The sequence below is a fragment of the Bacteroides sp. D22 genome, assembly GCF_000163675.1.
In the GTDB taxonomy this organism is placed as follows: domain Bacteria; phylum Bacteroidota; class Bacteroidia; order Bacteroidales; family Bacteroidaceae; genus Bacteroides; species Bacteroides xylanisolvens.
The window spans coordinates 52173-72528 of the sequence record NZ_GG774800.1 but is presented as its reverse complement, the minus strand read 5'-3'; the positions used below and the strand labels follow the sequence as shown (position 1 = coordinate 72528).

Genomic DNA, 20356 nt, shown 5'->3' with positions numbered 1-20356 from the left:
GATAACAGAGACTAGGGCGATGAACACTATTTCGTTAGACTGATATATTTTATTCTTATCATCTCTTACATCAGGAATTATAGCTGAAAAGGCTTGAATGGTCATATTGCGGTAGGGATTAATATAGTAGATATGCAAATGTAATGAATTATATTCACACAGAGAATAGGAACAGAAGATATTGAAAAATACAGGAAAAAAACTATCTATTTAGGGAATAATAAAAGCTAAATTAACATGTACAAGTTATTGAGCGTTCGCCCTGTTCAAGATGTTTTTTCAACCAAGGAAGTATCAACTCCGACTTAAAATAATGATTGGCCCCGTCCACATTCACCAGTTTATAAAACTCATTCCTATCGAGCCCTTCCGGCAGTGCCTTTATGTCTGTTCGATTATGCGGATCAGCGTATTTTGGATAATGATGTATCTCGACATTCTCCAAACGTCCGGTCATCTTATAAGCGGCACGTACTAAATCCAAATCGCGATCCAGTCCGCCTTCCGTTAATATAACAGGACGGGGAGCCAAAGAGGCTACAATATCCGGGAAATTAAATTTACGCCAGAAGTCCGGTATCAAATGGCGGATAGAATTTGGAAAAGGTCGTATACCCGTCTTGTCTGGAGCAGTCATAACCAATGCCCGTTCTTGTGTATGACACAGAAAATCATTATAAACAAAGGCGTAGATGGATGTATCCAGTGTCCCTAATACAATCAAAGGTTCTGTCCCCAAAGAAAAACCGCTTACAATAATCCGGTCTTTACGGATATAGGACTGCGTTTTCATCCATTGAAGAACTTGCATATCAAGATAAGAAGTATATCCGAGATAACTCCACCCCAATTCCAATAAGATGCGTGACACTAAATCATAGTTATAATTCCTTCCGCGTGCATAGCGTTCCAAATCCGAGGATTCACCGGCTGCCGGATTGTCTACGGCTACTGCTACATAGCCCGCCTTCGCAAAGTTGCGTGCCATTGTTACCTTGGGATTCTGATAATCATCATTCAGTTTCGGAGCAACTCCCGGTTCTCCCGCCAGCCCTTCTTTACTACCACCTGAACCGGGGATACATAGAATGGCGGGAACAGGCCGCTGTAAAGAATCGGGTATCAGGACTAAAAAGGTGGATACACATTGGGACAAAGGATAAAATTCCCATTTCTCCAGTTTGTAACCGTCACGTTGTTTGCTGTACAGCCGTTTAGGCGACGGCATATCTTTCACTTCGGGAAATTTCATGATTTCCTGCATTGACTTCCGTACTTTATGCTGCCATTCACGGAATTCTTCGGCAGTCATATCCGGCTGAAATGCACATTCCGGTTTTATGTTCGCGAGCATTGCATGGACAACTCCATAGGTACTCAGGAATCGTCCGTCTTGTCTTTCTGATTGAATGATAGTATGTTCGCTTCCTGTCACATCAGGAATTTGAGCAAGACTGTTGGCATGCACCAATAGTAATAACAAAACAGCTATTATGTTCTTTTTCATTGTAATGCCTGTATTATAAAAGTTATCTTATCATCCTTTATACTGAAATCGAGTAGATAAAAGGAGTTCCACCTTAAATCGCCGAGTAAGCAAGGGGAGTTTCACCCCGAGCTTCTCAATAAACCGTGCGTGAAACTCTCGCTTCACACGGCTTTACTTATTTAACCATTATCAATTGGGAACTCACCTTTTCTTTATTGGTAAATCTTGGCAGAACGCCACATTTCCAATGATAAAAGATAAGCCCCTCTTTCTCTGCAATACGGGCAAGCCATTCTTGAGCAGGATAGAAACGATGTCTATAACGCTCAAACTTACACATTACCCAACGGGCTAGACGTCCGTTCAACGTCTGCATAAACCACTTCAAACGAGTAGGATAAAACTTACCATAATAAGTCATCCAACCTCGTACGATAGGATTTATATCAGACGCAAGGTGTTCCAATGTGAGATTTGAGTGCCTGTTTAGGTGCCAACTGCGTATCGTCTCATTGATTCGTTTCATTGATTTTCGACTGATAGCCGGCAGGAAACCCGTAAAACGGTTGCCATACTTATCTACCGATTCCCGGGGTTAAAACGTGAATCCAAGAAAATCAAAAGTCACATTGGGATAGAACTCCTTTTGACGGCTACTTTTGCAATAGACGATTTTCGTTTTCTCTTCATTGAGCCGCAACCTGCAGCACTCAAACCGTTGTTGAATCATTGCTTGCATATACTCAGCCTGTTTAAGACTATGGCAGTGACAAATCGTATCATCAGCATATCTCTCAAATGGAACACGGGGAAAGCTCTTTTCCATCCACTTGTCAAAGGTATAATGAAGAAACAGATTCGCAAGAACCGGACCTATGACACTGCCTTGGGGTACACCGAGAGCCCTGTCAACTTGACTTCCATCCGCTTTCTCATAAGGAACTTTCAGCCAACGTTCTATATACATCAATACCCATTTTTCTTGCGTATGCCGTTTCAAGGCTTTCAGCAGTAGTTCATGGTCTATGGTGTCAAAGAATTTACTGATGTCCATGTCCAAAACCCACGCATACTTCCAACAACGTTCACGAGCTTTGCCAACAGCATCATGCGCTGAGCGATGGGGACGGTAGGCATAAGAATCCTCATGAAAACAAGGTTCGATAGAAGGGGTTATCAGCATTACTATAGCCATTTGAGCTACACGATCAGATACCGTCGGGATACCCAATGGACGTTTACCACCAGTACTCTTCGGTATTTCTACCAGCTTCACCGATGGAGGAAAGTAACTGCCGGAGCTCATACGGTTCCATAGTTTATAAAGATTACCTCGCAGATTCTTTTCATAATCTTCAAGAGTGACCTTATCAATCCCTGCACTTCCACGGTTTGCTTTCACACGCAGAAATGCATCATAAACCAATTGCTTCGATATTGATATTGGTTTTGCGTTGTCGTTTTGCATCTTCCTAATTGTTTATCAGTTGTACTAACTTTTACGCTAAATAAGCTGACCCCTTCGCTCCATACCCATTACAGGTACTTCTACACTACTACGAGTCAGTCCGCCCCTACTATAAGCATCCGTACTTTCTTCCTTGAAGGTTCTGCCCCTTGGAATTTTCCGTTAACATCTTATAGCAGGTTCCCACGTTCCACATAAGAGCCTCTTAACAAGTCATGCCATCTGTACACCGGATGCCGTAACGACAATAAACAGGTAATCTCGTTACTTGTCCCAAAAGAGTGAGAAACTCTTGGTTTTGACATCATCTACGGTTATTTTCGATGCTTCATCAATGGTTCCCTTGCGGTCATCTCCTGCTAAGTTACCTGACAATTTGTACATTGCCTTTTCATATATCGTTCACTACCCTAACCATGGGGAAAGAGCAGCATATACGGGTTTGCAACCCACTCCTGCAAGTTGATTGCGAGGGACCTACCCTCATCTCCTACATAGTTGCGAAGCATTTAGCCATGCTTCTCGTGGCACAATCTCACAGAACCGTGCGTGATAGTCTCCTATCACACGGCTCTTCTTATTCAACCTTATAACTTTATCGTACCTTTGGCTGGTTTGAGACCTATTTGCCAATGATAGAAAATAGCATCCCTTTCTGCAATGTTCCCAAGCCATTTCAATATTACGTACATGGGCTTGCGTCTAAAGGTTTTATATTTAGCTTTTGCCCATTTTGCAAGTAATAAATCGAAGTACCGAAGTAATTTTTGAAAAGATTTTCCACCATATTTACCATAATAATTTGCCCATCCTCGAAGTATGGGGTTAACCATTTGAGCTATGCAGTCCAGCGGAGTATGAGATTTTGACTTAAGATTCCATGAGCGCATGGTAGCTCTGATTTTTGTTGTTGCCTTCATACTTATTCTTGGTTGGAAACCTGTAAAAGCTTTACGGGAGCTTTTATGAATGGTTTTACATGGTCGAAATGTATGACCGAGAAAATCAAAAGTAACATTAGAGTGATTTTCATTTCTTCTACTTGATTTGCAATATACTATCTTTGTTTTTCTTCATTCAGGCTTAATTTGCATGACTTAAACCTAATTATTAGTTCTTCATACAGGGATTCAGCTTCCTGTTTACTGTGACAATGACATACAGTATCATCCGCATATCTCTCAAAAGGGATTTCAGGATGATGTATCTGCATCCATCTGTCAAAACTGTAATGCAGAAAGAGATTTGCAAGAATCGGTCCTATAACACTACCTTGGGGTACACCGCAGGTCCTTTCAATCAGACTTTTGTCTGCATTCTGATATGGGACTTTGAGCCATCTTTCTATATATAATATTATCCATCTTTCTTTTACATGAAGCTTTACGGCTTTCATCAATAACTGATGGTCTATCGTATCAAAGAATTTGCTGATGTCCATATCCAAAACCCACGCATATTTCCAGCATCTCTCTCTTGCACGTCCAAGTGCATCATGAGCAGAACGGTCGGGACGATAACCATAGGAATCTTCATGAAATATCTTCTCGATTTCAGGTTCTATCATTTCAACAACAAGCATCTGTGCAATCCTGTCTTCCACTGTAGGGATACCCAATGGTCTCGTTCCTCCTGCAGGCTTCGGTATCTGAACCAGTCTGACAGGTTTAGGAACATAACTCCCTGAACTCATACGATTCCATAGTTTGTATAAGTTTCTTTTCAAATTACTGTTATACTTTTCAAGTGTGACGTTGTCAACACCTGAACCACCTCGATTTTGATTCACACGCTTGTATGCGTAATATAGTTTCCATCGGTCAATATCGAATGGTTTTGCTCCTTGCTTTTGTGTCATCCTTAATGGAATTTAAGTTGTACAATACAATTTCGCTTGAATAAGTTACCCCCTTCGCTCCATCTCCATTACAGAGAGTTCTTCACTACTACGAGGTAATCCGCCCCTGCATCAGACATCAGTATTTCTACCTTGTGTTTCTTCCACTTGTGTATTTTCCTTTGACATTCTAAAGCAGGTTCCTATGTTCCGACAGTTAGCCTACAGACAAATCATGCCGCCTTAACACCGTACATCGAATAAGCAGCAGTATAGGTATCTCTTATTCTTATCCAAGGTTTGTGGTGAAAACCAAGTTCTGATGTAGTCTAACGCACATTTCGATGCTTCATCAGCGGTTCACTTCCGTTCATCTTTTGTCTGCCTACCTGACTATATTTTTTTTATATAGCCTTTTAACAAGTCGTTCACTACAATATCTTTTCAGATACAGCAGCACTTGCCGGTTTACTACCGATACCTATTTACCGATAGTGGAAGGTCTGCTTCCATCTAAATGTCAGTTATGAGTTTAAGAAAACTCTACATAGCACACCACCGTACATGCGGTTCCGCATACGGCGGTTCCTATTTTGGGTACCATTCGAGATAATAATCCATTAGGCTAGCATAACCTGCTCTGCGCAACTTATCGTTAGACATTGCGAATGTAAGCAGACGGCTGAGTGCTACACGCCAATACCCGAGTCGAGTGTTACCCCATTGATACGCCTGCCAGTCAAGGACACCGCATTTCTTTAGATTTGTCACTCTGGTCTTGGCTCACAACCCTTCCATCCTTTATAGTGTGGCAGAGTATTTCTCTCAGCTTGCTATGGCTGACTGTATCAAAGAAACGCTCTAGATCAAGGTCAACTACATATCTGTAGCCCGCATCCACTATCTTCTGCGCTCTTCGTAGTGCGTCATGGCAGCCCCTTTTCGGACGGAACCCATAACTTGTCATGGAGAACTGACGCTCGTAAATTGGTGTCAGAACTTGGTGTATGGCTTGTTGTACCAGTCGGTCTACCACGGTAGGAATACCCAAAAGGCGTTTCTTGCCATTATCCTTAGGGATTTCAACCCTGCGGACAGGATTGGGACGATATGTCCCGTTTTACAAGGAAATTATAAGCTCATCCTTATTAGCCAAAAGCCATGGAAACAGTTATTCGCATGACATCTTGTCGATACCGCCACACCCTTTATTGCTGACTACTGCTTTATAGGCTTTATTCAGATTAGAGGGACTAAGAATAAGTTCAAACAGATGTTCCTTGTCGAATGGTACTTCCACGATGTTGTCTTCGGTCATCCACATGAAAGTCTGCACCCCCTCATACCATTCGGATTCCGTCCTATCTCTTTGATAACTCCACTACTATAACTTCTGCTGACTTCTCACGGCAAGCTTTACTCCGTACATTTCGTAAAAAAAACTAGTCCGTGAGACCTCCTCGGATAAGGGCATTATCTTTCCATCTTATACCTGCTTCATTTACACCAACCGTTCCGAATAGCTATAGGGCTTTGGTTCGCTTTGCAACCTTACCCCCAGTCAAATGCCTTATATAAAGTTTCTGTTCGTCAGGTCAGATGTTTGCTGCCGACTTCCTTCTGATTCCAACTCGCAATGGACACCATTGCCATAGGCTATGTAATTCCCGCTATTAGGGCTTACTCGGGACTTACACCCGTTAGATAATGCTCATGCCGAGCGTACAAAGAATCCTTGGCATGATTCTTCAAAAACATGCCAAGGATTTATGGAAATGAAAAGTAAGTGTCTAGTTGGCAGTATTGTCTCTCATGCAACGAACACCAAAACCAAATGTACGCTTATTTCCTTTAGGTGTATTACAATTCGTAGCATCGTAATAGAACTGTGCCCCGAAGTCTTTTTTAGTTGCGGCATTGCTCCATAGACTGATGCATCCATTACCTGCAGGAGCTACCCGCTGCAATGCTCCGTTATTGATAAAACCGGTACTAGGATAAATAGCCGTTCCGCCATTTGCAAAAGTAACGCCACCCTGTTTCGTTATATCACCTGAAGCACTGGTAGTCACAGCACCAGTTTTATGATTGCCACCGCTGACTGTCGATGTAAATCCACTCCACACATAAGGATGAGGAACACGATAGCCCGGCGGACATGGATCATAGATTGACTTTAAACCGGTAGAGCCGTCTCCACCGCTAGTAGCATACACTGTTGAATTTCCCCATAAATCATAAGCGTCTTCATTCAACCAATTATCTCCCTTAATATATTTCATCGGATATTTGGCTATATCTTCTCTTGAAATCAATGTTGTAACTGTAAAGTCCCAACTTACAACCTCATTATCCTTATCATAAACTGTGGCGTGTGCATTTGCCGCATCATCACTCGGGCCGATAATCGGGTCTTTACGCCCCCATTGATAGAACAAACCATGCGAACCTTTAGGATCAGTAGCTGCCGACCACAGCTTGTCATCCGTTGCACCCAAGTTACGATCCATCATCACAGGTGACTGAAAAGTGGGGTATGTGTTATAATCTGCATGCACAGTATACGTTTGCACTTTAGTATCCAAATCCACATCTGTAACCCAAATATGCCAACTCCATACAATCGTTCCTGCGCCATCATAAGCGGCAATAACCGCATTACCTGCCTTTAACGCCGTTTCTTCCGAACCGTTCAAGGTAAAATAGATATAATCATTTTTCAGTTTCACACCGGATATCAGGCTTCTTTCGCTTTGCCAAAGAATTGAAGCCGATGCAGGAGCTAACGGCGAAGGAGTGATACCTTTCTTTGTATCATCACCTTCTACTGCCGGAGTAATCGTTCCATTACCCATAACGGTAGCCTTAAAGCGATATTCCTGCCCTGCCTTTCCTGCCACATAGCAGTTTGCCGTTTCCGTTGCACTCAAATCAATGGATAAGTCTTCCAAAAGTGCGGCAGTCAGATTGTCCAGTTCCAAATTCAATGTGTTAATGTCACCTGCAAGTATATTGACAGAAGCAATCCTGCCTGTCAGGCTAAGATCGTCCTCCCCTGCTTTTTCAATCGCTACCTTTACGTTACATTGTTTCGCTGACAAGTCCACAGGATTCATAGACATATATCCGTGAAATACTCCGTTCGCAACGAGTGCCGGAGTATTGTCTACTCTCAACTCTATTTTTGAAGAGCCATCGGCTATAGCAAACTGACCGGTAGTAAGGTCAAATTTATAATCACCCGCCAAAGCAATGCCATCCTCCGTAGAAAACTCGATGGACTTCACTTTCCAACCGACATACTTGACCGATGTCTTACAACTGATGTCTAAATATCCCAATGCATGTCTAAAGGTCATCGGAACAGCAGTTTCCACCTCAGCAGACTTAGCCGTCGCATACATCAAGGCAGTGTTCGTCAAATGAGCGTTTGATGTGCCCGACTGTAATTGCGAGTTACTCAAAACTCCGGCCACTGCTTTCGCTGACGTATTATCCTTATTATAAGGAATGTAAGCATAGAAAGTGTGTTCTCCCGTTTCTTTGCCCCACACTACCTGTGTGTAGAACATTCCCTCGGTCTGTCCCACATAAGGAGCTGCAACTCCCACAACAAGATTGACTGTTTTTGTCTGTTCGCAGAAGAAACCAATTTTACTATCTGCCGCCCAAACTGTCTTGTTATCACCCAACTGTGACTGGCAACTGAGGAAGATCTGATTTCCTCCCGCCGGACGCGTAAAATCCGTCTGGGCATAGTCATCGTCACTGCATGCAGTGACAAGAAACGCTGCACAAAATCCTAAGACTGGAAATATATATTGTTTTTTCATCTTTGTATAATCTAAATTTTAATGAATGATATGAATCCGACAGGCGGATTAGTAACCCGGTGTCTGCTTAACCAACGGGTCTTTCGACATTACCGTAGCATCTACTGGCCACAACAAGTGCTTCTCGACAAGATCGCCCGAAACGCTAATCTGAAGAGCCTTAGCCAACTCTCCATTCTTCATACGGCGAATGTCATACCAACGCTTACCTTCACCTACAAACTCTTTGGAGCGTTCTTCCAGAATTGCATCTTCCGCTGTTTCACCACTACGGGGGTATTTATTGGCAGCATAAGCGGAACCGTATGCACGCTCACGGACACTATTGATGTAAGCGGCAGGATCACCTCCCTGCAATGCCACAATTTCGGCCAGTAGTAACTGCAAATCCGCATAGCGATAGACAGGCCAGTCGTTTGTAAACTTGCGTATGTCATTGTCCAACTCCCCTTTATATTTATTCAAGAGTATGGCTGCCGCTCCTCCGTCTACCTTATATACATCAAAGAAAGTGGCGCTACGACGGATATCGTTTTCACTGAATGTATCAAAAAAATCTTTCGCATACTGGTAGTTGGATGCAGTACCATTCAGTTTCAATGGGTTCACATTGTCACCTTTGTACTCTACACCGTCCGCATTTTCAAAACCGACCAGATTGGTATTGGTAGGATACATGAACTTGCTGAAGAAGTTTTCTTTCTCATTCAGCATATAGCGGATAACGAATATCATTTCTTTGTTATCTTTCTTCGTTACATCAAAAACGTCCTCAAAGCTGGTCTTGGAAGCAAAGCCATACTTGCCGCAATCAATGATATCCTGCAACGCTTGCTTGGCTGCTGCCAAATCGGCCGATATATTTTTTGAGTAGACGCTTGTACCGCCAATAGGTTTTACTTTACATCCCCACAACAGGATTTCGGCTCTCAACATTTTTGTTGCCGCCTTGCTCCAATAAGAACTTTTGTCTGTAGAATTGATGGTAAATGCGTCATCTGCGAAATAATCTTCCGATGCCTTGATGTCCTTTACAAGGAAATCATAGACTTCTTCTTCCTTGGCCCGCGGCTGATTCAAGTCGGAAGGAGTAAAGCTACCATCCATCACGCGTGCTGTTTCAATCAGAGGAACTCCGCCATAGGTACGGAATAGATGAAAGTAATAAAAACTTCTCAATCCGTGTAACACGCCCATATAATAGTTCTTTTCTGTTTCATTCAAGGCAGAACTGCCGGGGACGGACTGGATGGCATGGTTAATCTGCATAATGTCCATATAGAAATTGCCCCAGTTGTTTATCACATAATTAGCTTCAGTAAGATTGTTTGTCACAGCCGGCACATCGCTAATAGTCTGATTAAACAAAGAAGAGTTTGAGCCGTAAAAAGTCCCGCCTCTAAGTTCACCCATCTTGAACAATACTTCCTGACGCTCACGGACACGATAATGCAAGCCACGCACAAAGCGTTCCGCCTGATCTTTGGTACTCCAGTAATTACTGATACCGTAGGAGTCTACCGGACTCAAGTCCAAATAACCGCAAGACTGCATAGCTCCTATCAACAACACTAATAATGTATATTTTATTTTTTTCATAATACATCTTTCTTTATGATTTTAGAACATAACCTTTAATCCCATCAGAACTGTCTTAGGTAAAGCATATCCGCCCTTGTCGCCACTGGTGGTTCCATACTCGGGAGTGTAGAGACGATTGTCCGTTATGTAGAATAAATTCTGTCCGGTAAGCGTCACCGTCACTTTATCCATGAGGGCTTTTTTAGTCCACTGCGAAGGTAAATCGTAGCTCAAGGAAATCTCACGGGCACACAGGTAAGAAGCATCTTCCCAAAACAATGAAGTGTTGCGGGTATAGTTCTTTTTAAAGTTAGTGTCGTTAGTCATCAATACCGGAAGTTCCGCACCCGGATTATCTTCCGTCCATGTCTTTTTAGCCAAATCCGGAACATTGAAGTGACCGGAAGTGATACCCATGAAATATTGATAACCGCTATTCCACTTCTTGTATCCCAACGCATAGTCGAATCGGGCAAACAAGGTCAGCCCTTTCCACGTAACGGATGTATTGAAACCACCCATCCATTTTGGAATTTCATTACCAAGCTTCACCTGATCATACGTGTCGATAGTTCCGTCACCATTCACATCGTACCAGACAGCATCACCCGGAGCTAACTGCTGCGCATTTTTCTGCTGCTCAACCGTCAATTGTGCATAAGCTGCCGGACCATATACCGGTTTAGAGGGAATCTTATCTACGTAATAAGCATAGTTTGCCAAATCGGCTTCGTCACGCACAACACCCATCATTTTGAATCCGTAAATATCACCGTAAGACTGTCCTTCCTGTATTCCACCTTTCCAAACGGTTTCATTACTACCTTTGCCTTTGTAAACTTCCGTTCCGCCTTGACGGTTGTTCTCATTACCATTATCAGGTAATTGCAGGATTTTGGATTTCACAAAAGTAATGTTGGCACCTATATTCCACTTAAAGTCCTTACGGTCAAAAATACGGTAATTGACTTCAAGCTCCATACCCTGACTACGCACAGCGCCGTTGTTTGTCGTCATTGAGCCTACGCCGGATGAAGAAGCCAAAGGTACATTGGCAATCAAATCGGTAGTTTTCTTGTTGAAATAACCTACTGTCAAATCTACTTTATTAAACAGTCCTAATTCTATGGCAGTATCAAAAGAGGTGGTTTTCTCCCAACGCAGTCCGGGATATGCAATATCGTCAATCAACAGGCCGTAGATGCCGTTGTAGTTACCGGCTGTTCCATAACTACCTTGTAGTTCGTACAGTCCGATACCATTCACGTTACCATTCTGCCCATATCCCATACGTACTTTCATGTTGGAAAATATATCCAGATATTTCTCCATGAATTCCTCACGATATACGTTCCATGCGGCACTGACACCGGGGAAAAATCCCCAGCGGTTGTCCACCAGTTTGGAGTAACCGTCGTAACGTCCGGAGAAAGAAAAAAGATACTTGCTCTTATAGTCGTAGGTAGCATTCAGGAAACCGGACATGATGCGCTCCTGTGTGTGAGTGGTAGACATGTTACGGGTGGATTTTCCGTTTGCGTCCAACGGGGCAGTGAACTGCAATCCGATAAAATCATCGGAAGTAGCTCCCTGACCTGATGCCGAGAGTCCGTAGTTGTATTTGTCTATCATTTCAAAACCACCGACTGCACTGACGTTATGGTCACCGAATGAGACATTGTAATTCAGAATGGCGTTATAAGTCTGATCCAGTTTGCGCGCATAAGTAGCAGAAGCTTTGCGGTTAGAATTCAACTTACCGGGAGCGGTAGGTAACTCTTTATCAAAAGATTCAGTTTCCTTCATCCAAAGATACCACATACCGCTCAGTTTCAAGCTCAGTCCTTTCATCAAATCCACTTGGAAAGAAGTTCCCAGCGTAGTCTTGTAAGCCGTATTTCTGCGATAGTAGTAGTTCTTCATCTCATTCCAATTGGCATTTTGAGTATTATTGAGTAGTGTGATAACCGTTCCGTCCAAATTAGCTCCTTTAAAGGTCGGGGGAGCAGCAGCTACCACGCTCCAGAAATTAGCGTCGCTCATGTAGTTAGGATTGGTTTCCGAACGTGAGAAATTCACGAAACCGGAAGCTTTCAGCCAGCTCTTGATCTTATATTCACCGTTCAGGTTGAAAGACAGACGTTGGTATCCCGACTCCAATGGAAAACCTGTTTCATCATAATACCCGATACTTGAGTAGTATTTGCCTTTGTCGTTTCCACCGGAGAAAGAGACATTATAATCCTGCGTCCAGGCATCCTGCGTGTTCAACTTCATAAAATCAGTTTCCTTGAACAATAGATAATTGTCTGATGCCGGATCTTTCATCGATTGCCAACCATAATCCAAAAGATATTTATTCTTATCTGTCAGAATAGAGGTACTATAGATACCGTTGCTGCTTTTATTTCCGTCGGCAGTGATGTCATTTCCTGTACCCCATCCGTTCACAAGATTCATGTCGTCTCCGCTACGCTTTGCCGCCATACGTTCCCAATACAGATAATCGCGGGCATTCATAAAATCGTAGTTGTCGCGGGCAAAACCTTTACCGATATTTACGTTCAATGTTACGGTTGTTTTCCCCACATGACCGCTTTTTGTGGTCACTAGAACTACACCATTATTGGCACGTGCACCATAAAGTGCTGTCGCAGCAGCATCCTTCAAAACCTCAATAGATTCAATATCGTTACTGTTGATGTCGTTCATATCGTCTTTCTGCACACCGTCAATAATATACAACGGACTACCGGAACCGTTCAAAGAAGCACCTGCACGTACCTGAATGGAGGGCCCTGCTCCCGGCTGACCGGAAGTCTGCGTAACACGTACACCAGTAACCGTACCCGCCAAAGCAGTCAACGGATTGGAGCGTACACCTTTCTCCAAAACTTCGGAAGAAACTTTGGATATAGCCGCAGTCAGCTTATCTTTAGTTACGGTTTTACCATAACCTGTGACAATGACTTCCTGCAAACCTATGGCATCATCTTTCATCACTACCGTAATATTCTTACGTCCATCCACGTGAATATTCTGTTGAACATAACCTATGTATGAAAAAGCAAGAACTGATTTACTCTTTGTCAATGTTAACGTATATTTTCCATCCAAATCTGTAATAGCACCATTTGATGTGCCCACTTCCAATACGGAGACACCAATCAAAGGCTCTCCAGCAACATCTTTCACAACGCCACTTACCGTTTGCTCGACTTGTGCATATATGCTGCCAATGGAGCAAAGCATGGCCACTACCACGAATATTACTTCCCGGCAATACTTTAAATGTATTTTTCTCATATTAAAAGAGGTTATTTAGTAGATAATATAAATAATTCCAATCTCATCCATCCGGCCGGACGAGTTGATAGTTTTTGGAATCCCGGTTCATTACCGAGTTCGGCAACAATAGCCATATCACCATCAGGCAGAAGTGCCATACATGTGTATCCTGCCGCTTTATCATAAAGCACCATATGATCTGCCGGCTCAAATGTATGCGAATGACCACCAAAGAATTTAGCTCTGGCCAAATATAGTATACCACGATCATCATGAGCTGTTGTCTCGGTAATCCCTTTCGCCCCACAGTAATACATCCAGCCATCCTTTACGATAACACTTCCCGCACAGCCTTGGGCTGGAGTTGGTAGTGCTGTCGGAGCATAATCAGAAAAAGAAGGCCATTTGGCTCCACCATCTGTACTTACATAGTTTTGACGGTGTCCATTATAACGGATATTTCCAATTAATGCACCATCAGGAGCTTCCGTTACCGTCCATTCACCAGACTTATTAGGTTGCCCGGTTTCCCATGTCACCCCGTTATCATCCGACCACATAGCTGTATTCCCGCCATTTGAAACGGTCCCAGCAGCTTCATTCACTTTGAAAGTGCGTATAGGGACAATCAAACGATTCTTATATTGCTCACTTGATGTCATTTGCACACCGGAACCGGGACCGAAGCTACCAATCATTCTTGTCGCACCGCTAAAAATTCCAATTTCCACCTCGTCTGTGAGATCTTTTCTTGTCCAATTTAATCCATCATCTTCCGAAGTGTACATGATAGCTCTATTATTATAGCCTTGTTTGGCAGACTCCTTGCCTACAGCATCCCACAAAGAGGTAAACAAAAAGATTTTCCCCGTAACTTGGTCGACGACAACAGTCGGGTCCATATATGACAACTTTGATGAAGTAGCTTGACTGGTTAAATTCTTTTCAGTCCATGTTACCCCTTTATCGGTACTACGCTTCATCAGAATATCCGTCCGCCCAGCTTTATCTTGCCAAGTTCCATAGCGAGCTTCACAAAAAACGAGTATGCTGCCTTTCTTTGTAACCGCGATGGCAGGAACACGATATGAAATGTCATTACTTGCTTTTGAATTGAATACGGTAATTGTTGGAGAAGTTATCTCCCATATCGGTTTCGAGTCAGGATCAGGGTCGGAATCTGGATTTGGATCCACAACTTCATCTGGATAAGGCACCGGACTAAAGTCATTAACATTATCATCCGAGCAGGCAATAATAGCAAACAAACTCAGAATATAACAAAACACATTAAATATACTCTTCATAAATAAAAAAATTAAAGATTAATAACAGGCACTAAAATTAAATCCAACTTCATCCAGTCATCCGGACGCTTAAGAGGTTTCGTATTAGGTAATGATTTACGAGTAAATGATTGAGTATCTGCTGTTTCAAAGATTATAGCCATTCGTCCGTCCGGTAAGAAAGACATACAGCTATATCCGGCAGCCTTATCATATAACAGTAACCCATTATCCCATTTTCTTCCACCATCCTCACTTTTATATAAAGTAAGTTTTGCACGTTCATCATATTCGGATGTCTCCGGTATTCCTTGTATCCCAGAGAAATAAAGCGTTTTACCTTTTCCCAATACACTTGCCTGACATCCTTTAGATACACCAGGCAAAGCAAGTTCCTTTACAGCCTTGCTCCATGTCTCTCCCCCATCTACACTGAATGACACCATTCGCGCTTTGGGAACACGAGCATTATAAACCAAAACTCCGGCAGGTGACTCTGCAATCTGAAATTCATCATCATTATCACCATTGCCACCCATCTTCCATGTTTTACCATGATTATCGGAATAAATAGCTACATCATGGGCTTTCTCACCAGTGACTTCAGATACACGAGCCGGTAAAATCAGTCTTCCTCTATATTTTTCACCCACCATTTGCAAACCTGCTCCCGGTCCAAAACCATAAATACGACTTCCTTTCGGCATTAATGTACCAGTCACATCAACGGGAGCAGCCCATGTACAACCATTGTCATCTGAAGTCAGCAAAATTGCCCGATTTTTGGTACCTGTGTGATCATCTGCCGGCCAAAAAGTGGTAAAAAGAAAAATTCTACCGGTAGCTGAATCTAAAAGAGGAGTCGGATCCATATAAGCGCCAGTGGTTCCCTGAGTCAAATCTTGCATAGCTGACCATGTCCGCCCATTATCTGTACTACGTTTCACTACTATATCTGTACGGCTTTTATCCTTCCAACTTTCTCTACGTGCTTCACAAAACACAAGTAAAGAGCCGTCTTTCGCTGTCAACAATGATGGAATACGATAACTATTCACATTATCATCTCCTGCTGAAAACACAGTATATTTAGGAAACTCCGGGAATTTTTTTTTTGCACCGGACTGCGCTTCTCCTTTCATACAAGAAAAGAAAAGCATAAGTCCCGCAAATAATATGTTTTTCATAATACACATAGTAATAGTTTTAGATTTTATCAGAAGAGTTACATATTACTTCACAAAAGCTCCTTGCAAAGCATGTAACTACGAATCATCATGCGAGGTATATGGAAAGGACCTTTAAAGAGATTTCCCTTAGCTAGTTGTGCCACAGTACCATCACGGTGAAGATAACCATACCATTCTCCATATTCCTTATCGGGAAAATGAGTATACGTCCAGTCACTGATTTGCTTATGCATCTGAATATATTTCTCATCCCCCGTAGCTTGATAGGCATATAAAGTGGCAATAATAGTCTCTGTTTGCGGCCACCAGAATTTCATATCCTGAGAATAGTCCTGAGCCGGAAGATTACGGCAATCACGGAAATTGATTATGCCACCAAACTCTTTATCCCATCCCCATTCCCAAGACCAGTCGAGAATCTGAAGAGCCAATTGCAGTAAATCCTTATCCCAATTGCGATATTTAGCTTCTTCCATAATGAACCAAGCGGTTTCAATACAGTGGCCCGGATTTATGACACGTCCGTTACACGTGTCAATAAATTCACCATTAGGTCCTACCATTTCAAGTAAAGCCTTAAACTCCGGATGGATAAAATATTTACGCAATGCGGCAATCGAAGCATCTATCTGCTCCGTCAATACAGGATCGTCAATAACCATCCGGATGCGAGAAGCTGTATTAATCAAGATCATCGTTATAGAATGCCCTCTTGAAGACATAGCCGGCAAATATTTAGGTTCAAGCATTCCCGGAGTATCCAGAAAATGCTGTGTACGCTTGAAGATTTCCAATGCTTTCTCAGCATATTCCTTTTCACCGGTTGCCAATGAATATTCAGCCATTGCTATTGCCGCAAAACCTTCTGAAAACACATAACGGCGCTTACGTAACGGGACTCCATCTTCTGTGACTTCAAAGAACATATGTCCATCCGTATCAAAGCAATGCGCTTCGATGAAATCAATACAACTCTTGGATGCTGCCAACCATTGGGGATTTTTCTCTATATTATTATATGCATATGCAGCTATAAACCCGAAACGTCCCTGAAACCAGACAGATTTCGTTGTATCCATCAAACTACCATCCCGATTAACGCATGTATACACCCCTCCATGTTCTTTATCCAGCCCGTACTTCATCCAGAACGGCATAATATTATTTATTATATCGTCTTTATAGGATATGGCCCACTTATTCAAATATTCTGCTGTATTCATGCTATGCGTTTTTAAAGTTTATTGCATCGGTCAAAAAAATGAATTGCCTCAAGCTCCGTTTTCATCTGAACTTCTTCTTCATCTGTCATATTCTGGAAGGGAGTACGGTTCTTACCTAAATCAAGTCCTATCAATTTCATTATGCGTTTTCCGCCAACAATATTCCCACGAAAATGGCAGATCACATTTATTACTTCCTGTGAGAAGTTCTGACGTTCACGGGCTGTTTCGATATCACCTGCCTCCCATGCTTTGATGATACCGACCAGTTCTTTACCATTATAATTGGTTGTTCCGCCGATGCCGCCCTGAGCACCACCCATAGCCAGACAAGGAAGAATTGTTTCATCCTGTCCATGCAACATATCATATTTTCCGTTTTTATATAAACGGCATTGGTTGTATTCATACATGCTCTCAAAAGTATATTTAATACCTGCAAAGTTAGGAACACGTCCGTCTACCGCTTCCAGTAATTTAACCATTGGCAGAAAAGCACCGTTGAATGCCGGAATATGATAATAATAGAAGGGAAGTTCGGGCGCACCGGATGCTATCTCTTCAATATATTTCACCAATTCTTCAATACGGCCAATCTTCGGAAAAGGAGGAGCCATGGCACCAATTCCCCATGCGCCTATTTTTTGTGCATGTTCAGCCAACATACGGCTGGCCTTTACACAGCAACTACCGACGTGCACGATTACTTTAAAGCCTTCGGGAGCGACAGCAACCCAACGCTCTGCCAATAACATACGTTCTTCTTCAGTCAGCATATAACCTTCACCGGAAGAACCATTGATAAACACTCCTTGGAGTCCGTTCTTTACCAACATCTTGGCATATGCTTCAATAGGTTCCAAATTCACTTCACCATTCTCGTAAAAAGGAGTAAACGGTGCATCGATAAGTCCTTTAATTCGTTCCATCATTTTATTTTTTATAAAGTTATTATATTCTTAATCTACCATATTATCTGTCTTCGGTCTTAAGAAATAGATTTGAAGTACCAATGCTACAGCTACCACGATACTCAGCATTGCAAATCCCTGTCCTAAACTTCCTCCGTCTGTCCACTTTCCAAGAACTTCTGTCACGGCAGCTCCCGCAAACACACCGGTCATATTCATAATTCCATAAGCCGTCGCACGATGTTTTGCTGATACAAACTGGCATAGAATAGGCATATTATTTGCGTCAAAGATTCCAAAACCAATACCAAAGAGCAATCCCGCTCCAATCACACTAACAAAACTATGTCCAAACCCAAGCAGGAGCAGAGCCGGTATAGTCATCCCCAAACCGATGGCTCCGGTATAAACACGCCCGCGAATATTTTTTTGTACCCAACGGTCAGATAAGATTCCACCTAAAATAACACCGATAAAAGAAGACACGGCAATTGTTATAGTAGATATCGGTCCCGCTTCGGACATAGGAATATTCAAGCTATCCGCAAACAAAGTCGGAAGCCAATTCTTTGTTGCCCACCCCGGAAGACTGGGAGCCGCAAAATAGAAAAGAATAATCCAAAATGCCCAATTAGTAAACAGCAGGGAAAGCCCACTTATAATGGAAGGTTTCTTCTCTTTAGGAGCATCATCTATTTTTTTGATAGATATATTATGAATAGGATTTTCTTTCAAAAACAATATAAGTACCAAAGAATAAGCAATACCTACAATGCCAAACCAATGAAAAGTAGCCTGCCAAGAAAAAGCGGCAGCAGCCGTAGCCCCAAAACCACCGATAGCCTGCCCGACATACAACCCTGTCATATGAACTCCTACAGCTAAAGAGCGGGATTTTCCCTCATGCCAGTCAGCAATCAACGATAAAGCCGAAGGAATATACAACGCTTCACTGACTCCCATGACAGCACGCAACCAGTAAAGCTCGTGAAAGTTATGAGCATACCCCATTAAAAAAGTAACCGCCGACCAGACAAAAAGACTACCGACCACCAACCATTTACGATTTACCCTATCGGCGATAATTCCCGCAACAGGACTCATAAAACCATATATCCATAAAAATATAGCCATTAAAGCTCCAAAAGCTTCAGCTTTGTTCAACTCTACGATATCTACTTTCATAGCTTCCTGCATCGTAGAAAGCATCTGACGGTCCATATAATTAAGTAGCGCTACTATCCACAGCAGACCGACAACCACCCATGGGTAAATACTTTTGTTTTTCATATAAAGTAATTTTTTATGTTTCACTCGTATTAAATCATTGCAAACATAATACTATTTTTATTTTCCTCCAAACATTTAATTAAATATTTTATTATATATTCGCTTATTTATAAATAACGTAAGAAGATATAATACTTTATATATATCAAAAGGCAGCATCTCATTAATAAGAGACACCACCTTTTCCATGTTATTTTCGATACTACAAAATAAAAACAATAACAATTTATAGCCGTACTTTAGCTATCAATTTACGTATCTTGCCATGACCAATAATCGGGGCATGGGGATCTTCCGGATACACTATTACAAATTGCCCCGGAAGCAGATTAACATAAGTAGTCGGAGTATCTGAATATAAGGCGCACTCGTCCTCTTTAGAATATGCCTTAACCTCTTTTTGTAAGTCCTCCAAGGCTTTCCAACCAATTGTTTCCGCACCTTCCAACAAGATATGCACATCAATATAGTCATGATGTAATTCTAAAACTTGCTTATCAGGAGATACACATTCCAGATTTACATTATTGATAAACAAATTCTCACCATCAATCTCAATACGCCCCAAATCCGTATGAAGCAAATCATGGGTTTTCACATAGTCAAACAAGGGCTTGAACAAAGGGTGGAGCCCTTCGATACGCTGACTGTTTTGCAGATTAGATACGATCATATTTTTCCTTTCATTTATAATTAAATAATAGAAGGGCAAATATAAAAGAAATATTTAATATAACAGACGTTATTAATGCGAATCAGTAGTTGAACTCTGATTCCTTGTTTTAGAAAATTAGATAAATGAATGCGATGGCAATTTTGCCCATCGTATGTACTAAAAGTCCAGATGTAGATCTGACTTTCATCGCTCTTTGAATATTTGTTTTTTCATTCAGCCAGTTGAAAAAAGATTCTATCGGTTGTCTGACCTTTGATACTGCAGTTGAAAACAGGTCTCTGCCC

The 20356-nt window shown here is 42.1% G+C and carries 12 protein-coding genes and 3 pseudogenes; all 15 read right to left on the bottom strand.

All coding sequences use genetic code 11. From position 1 onward, the window contains the following. Nucleotides 1-232: 232 nt before the first annotated feature. Nucleotides 233-1507 carry an alpha/beta hydrolase family protein gene (locus HMPREF0106_RS17940; RefSeq protein WP_009039368.1) on the bottom strand — a complete coding sequence of 425 codons (1275 nt, stop codon included), beginning with the start codon at nt 1505-1507 and terminating at the stop codon, nt 233-235. Nucleotides 1508-1664: 157 nt separating this feature from the next. Next, a pseudogene (gene nicX, locus HMPREF0106_RS17945) lies at nt 1665-2957 on the bottom strand (group II intron reverse transcriptase/nicotine-degrading enzyme NicX). A 587-nt stretch (nt 2958-3544) separates the two neighbouring features. After that, nucleotides 3545-3877: a group II intron maturase-specific domain-containing protein gene (locus tag HMPREF0106_RS27385; protein WP_198138550.1), complete on the bottom strand. Its 333-nt coding sequence runs from the start codon at nt 3875-3877 to the stop codon at nt 3545-3547. A gap of 137 nt (nt 3878-4014) precedes the next feature. Beyond that, a complete protein-coding gene (gene ltrA, locus HMPREF0106_RS27380) occupies nt 4015-4815 on the bottom strand; it encodes a group II intron reverse transcriptase/maturase (protein ID WP_198138549.1) in 801 nt (266 codons plus the stop codon). 760 nt (nt 4816-5575) lie between these two features. After that, a pseudogene (locus tag HMPREF0106_RS28225) lies at nt 5576-6166 on the bottom strand (reverse transcriptase domain-containing protein); the annotation flags it as partial. Between the two features lie 418 nt (nt 6167-6584). After that, nucleotides 6585-8627, bottom strand: coding sequence for a fimbrillin family protein (locus HMPREF0106_RS17955; protein WP_009039367.1), 2043 nt, complete (start codon nt 8625-8627; stop codon nt 6585-6587). A gap of 48 nt (nt 8628-8675) precedes the next feature. Then, nucleotides 8676-10226, bottom strand: coding sequence for a RagB/SusD family nutrient uptake outer membrane protein (locus HMPREF0106_RS17960; RefSeq protein ID WP_009039366.1), 1551 nt, complete (start codon nt 10224-10226; stop codon nt 8676-8678). 21 nt (nt 10227-10247) lie between these two features. Beyond that, nucleotides 10248-13514 carry a SusC/RagA family TonB-linked outer membrane protein gene (locus tag HMPREF0106_RS17965; protein ID WP_009039365.1) on the bottom strand — a complete coding sequence of 1089 codons (3267 nt, stop codon included), beginning with the start codon at nt 13512-13514 and terminating at the stop codon, nt 10248-10250. Between the two features lie 11 nt (nt 13515-13525). Next, on the bottom strand, nt 13526-14803 hold the full coding sequence (locus tag HMPREF0106_RS17970) for a sialidase family protein (RefSeq protein ID WP_009039364.1): 1278 nt from the start codon (nt 14801-14803) through the stop codon (nt 13526-13528). Nucleotides 14804-14814: 11 nt separating this feature from the next. Continuing rightward, a complete protein-coding gene (locus tag HMPREF0106_RS17975; RefSeq protein WP_229128706.1) occupies nt 14815-15969 on the bottom strand; it encodes a sialidase family protein in 1155 nt (384 codons plus the stop codon). A 50-nt stretch (nt 15970-16019) separates the two neighbouring features. Then, on the bottom strand, nt 16020-17195 hold the full coding sequence (locus HMPREF0106_RS17980; protein ID WP_009039362.1) for an AGE family epimerase/isomerase: 1176 nt from the start codon (nt 17193-17195) through the stop codon (nt 16020-16022). Nucleotides 17196-17206: 11 nt separating this feature from the next. Further along, a complete protein-coding gene (locus HMPREF0106_RS17985; RefSeq protein WP_009039361.1) occupies nt 17207-18124 on the bottom strand; it encodes a dihydrodipicolinate synthase family protein in 918 nt (305 codons plus the stop codon). A gap of 30 nt (nt 18125-18154) precedes the next feature. Continuing rightward, a complete protein-coding gene (locus HMPREF0106_RS17990) occupies nt 18155-19396 on the bottom strand; it encodes an MFS transporter (RefSeq protein ID WP_009039360.1) in 1242 nt (413 codons plus the stop codon). Between the two features lie 226 nt (nt 19397-19622). After that, a complete protein-coding gene (locus HMPREF0106_RS17995) occupies nt 19623-20069 on the bottom strand; it encodes a YhcH/YjgK/YiaL family protein (RefSeq protein WP_009039359.1) in 447 nt (148 codons plus the stop codon). 109 nt (nt 20070-20178) lie between these two features. Further along, a pseudogene (locus HMPREF0106_RS28220) lies at nt 20179-20356 on the bottom strand (transposase); the annotation flags it as partial.

Coding starts and splice junctions, on each gene's coding strand:
- HMPREF0106_RS17965 (WP_009039365.1), bottom strand. CDS start 13,514: ATGAGAAAAATACATTTAAAGTATTGCCGGGAAGTAATATTCGTGGTA.
- HMPREF0106_RS17990 (WP_009039360.1), bottom strand. CDS start 19,396: ATGAAAAACAAAAGTATTTACCCATGGGTGGTTGTCGGTCTGCTGTGG.
- HMPREF0106_RS17975 (WP_229128706.1), bottom strand. CDS start 15,969: ATGAAAAACATATTATTTGCGGGACTTATGCTTTTCTTTTCTTGTATG.
- HMPREF0106_RS17960 (WP_009039366.1), bottom strand. CDS start 10,226: ATGAAAAAAATAAAATATACATTATTAGTGTTGTTGATAGGAGCTATG.
- HMPREF0106_RS17995 (WP_009039359.1), bottom strand. CDS start 20,069: ATGATCGTATCTAATCTGCAAAACAGTCAGCGTATCGAAGGGCTCCAC.
- HMPREF0106_RS17940 (WP_009039368.1), bottom strand. CDS start 1,507: ATGAAAAAGAACATAATAGCTGTTTTGTTATTACTATTGGTGCATGCC.
- HMPREF0106_RS17980 (WP_009039362.1), bottom strand. CDS start 17,195: ATGAATACAGCAGAATATTTGAATAAGTGGGCCATATCCTATAAAGAC.
- HMPREF0106_RS17985 (WP_009039361.1), bottom strand. CDS start 18,124: ATGGAACGAATTAAAGGACTTATCGATGCACCGTTTACTCCTTTTTAC.
- HMPREF0106_RS17970 (WP_009039364.1), bottom strand. CDS start 14,803: ATGAAGAGTATATTTAATGTGTTTTGTTATATTCTGAGTTTGTTTGCT.
- HMPREF0106_RS17955 (WP_009039367.1), bottom strand. CDS start 8,627: ATGAAAAAACAATATATATTTCCAGTCTTAGGATTTTGTGCAGCGTTT.
- HMPREF0106_RS27385 (WP_198138550.1), bottom strand. CDS start 3,877: ATGAAGGCAACAACAAAAATCAGAGCTACCATGCGCTCATGGAATCTT.
- ltrA (WP_198138549.1), bottom strand. CDS start 4,815: ATGACACAAAAGCAAGGAGCAAAACCATTCGATATTGACCGATGGAAA.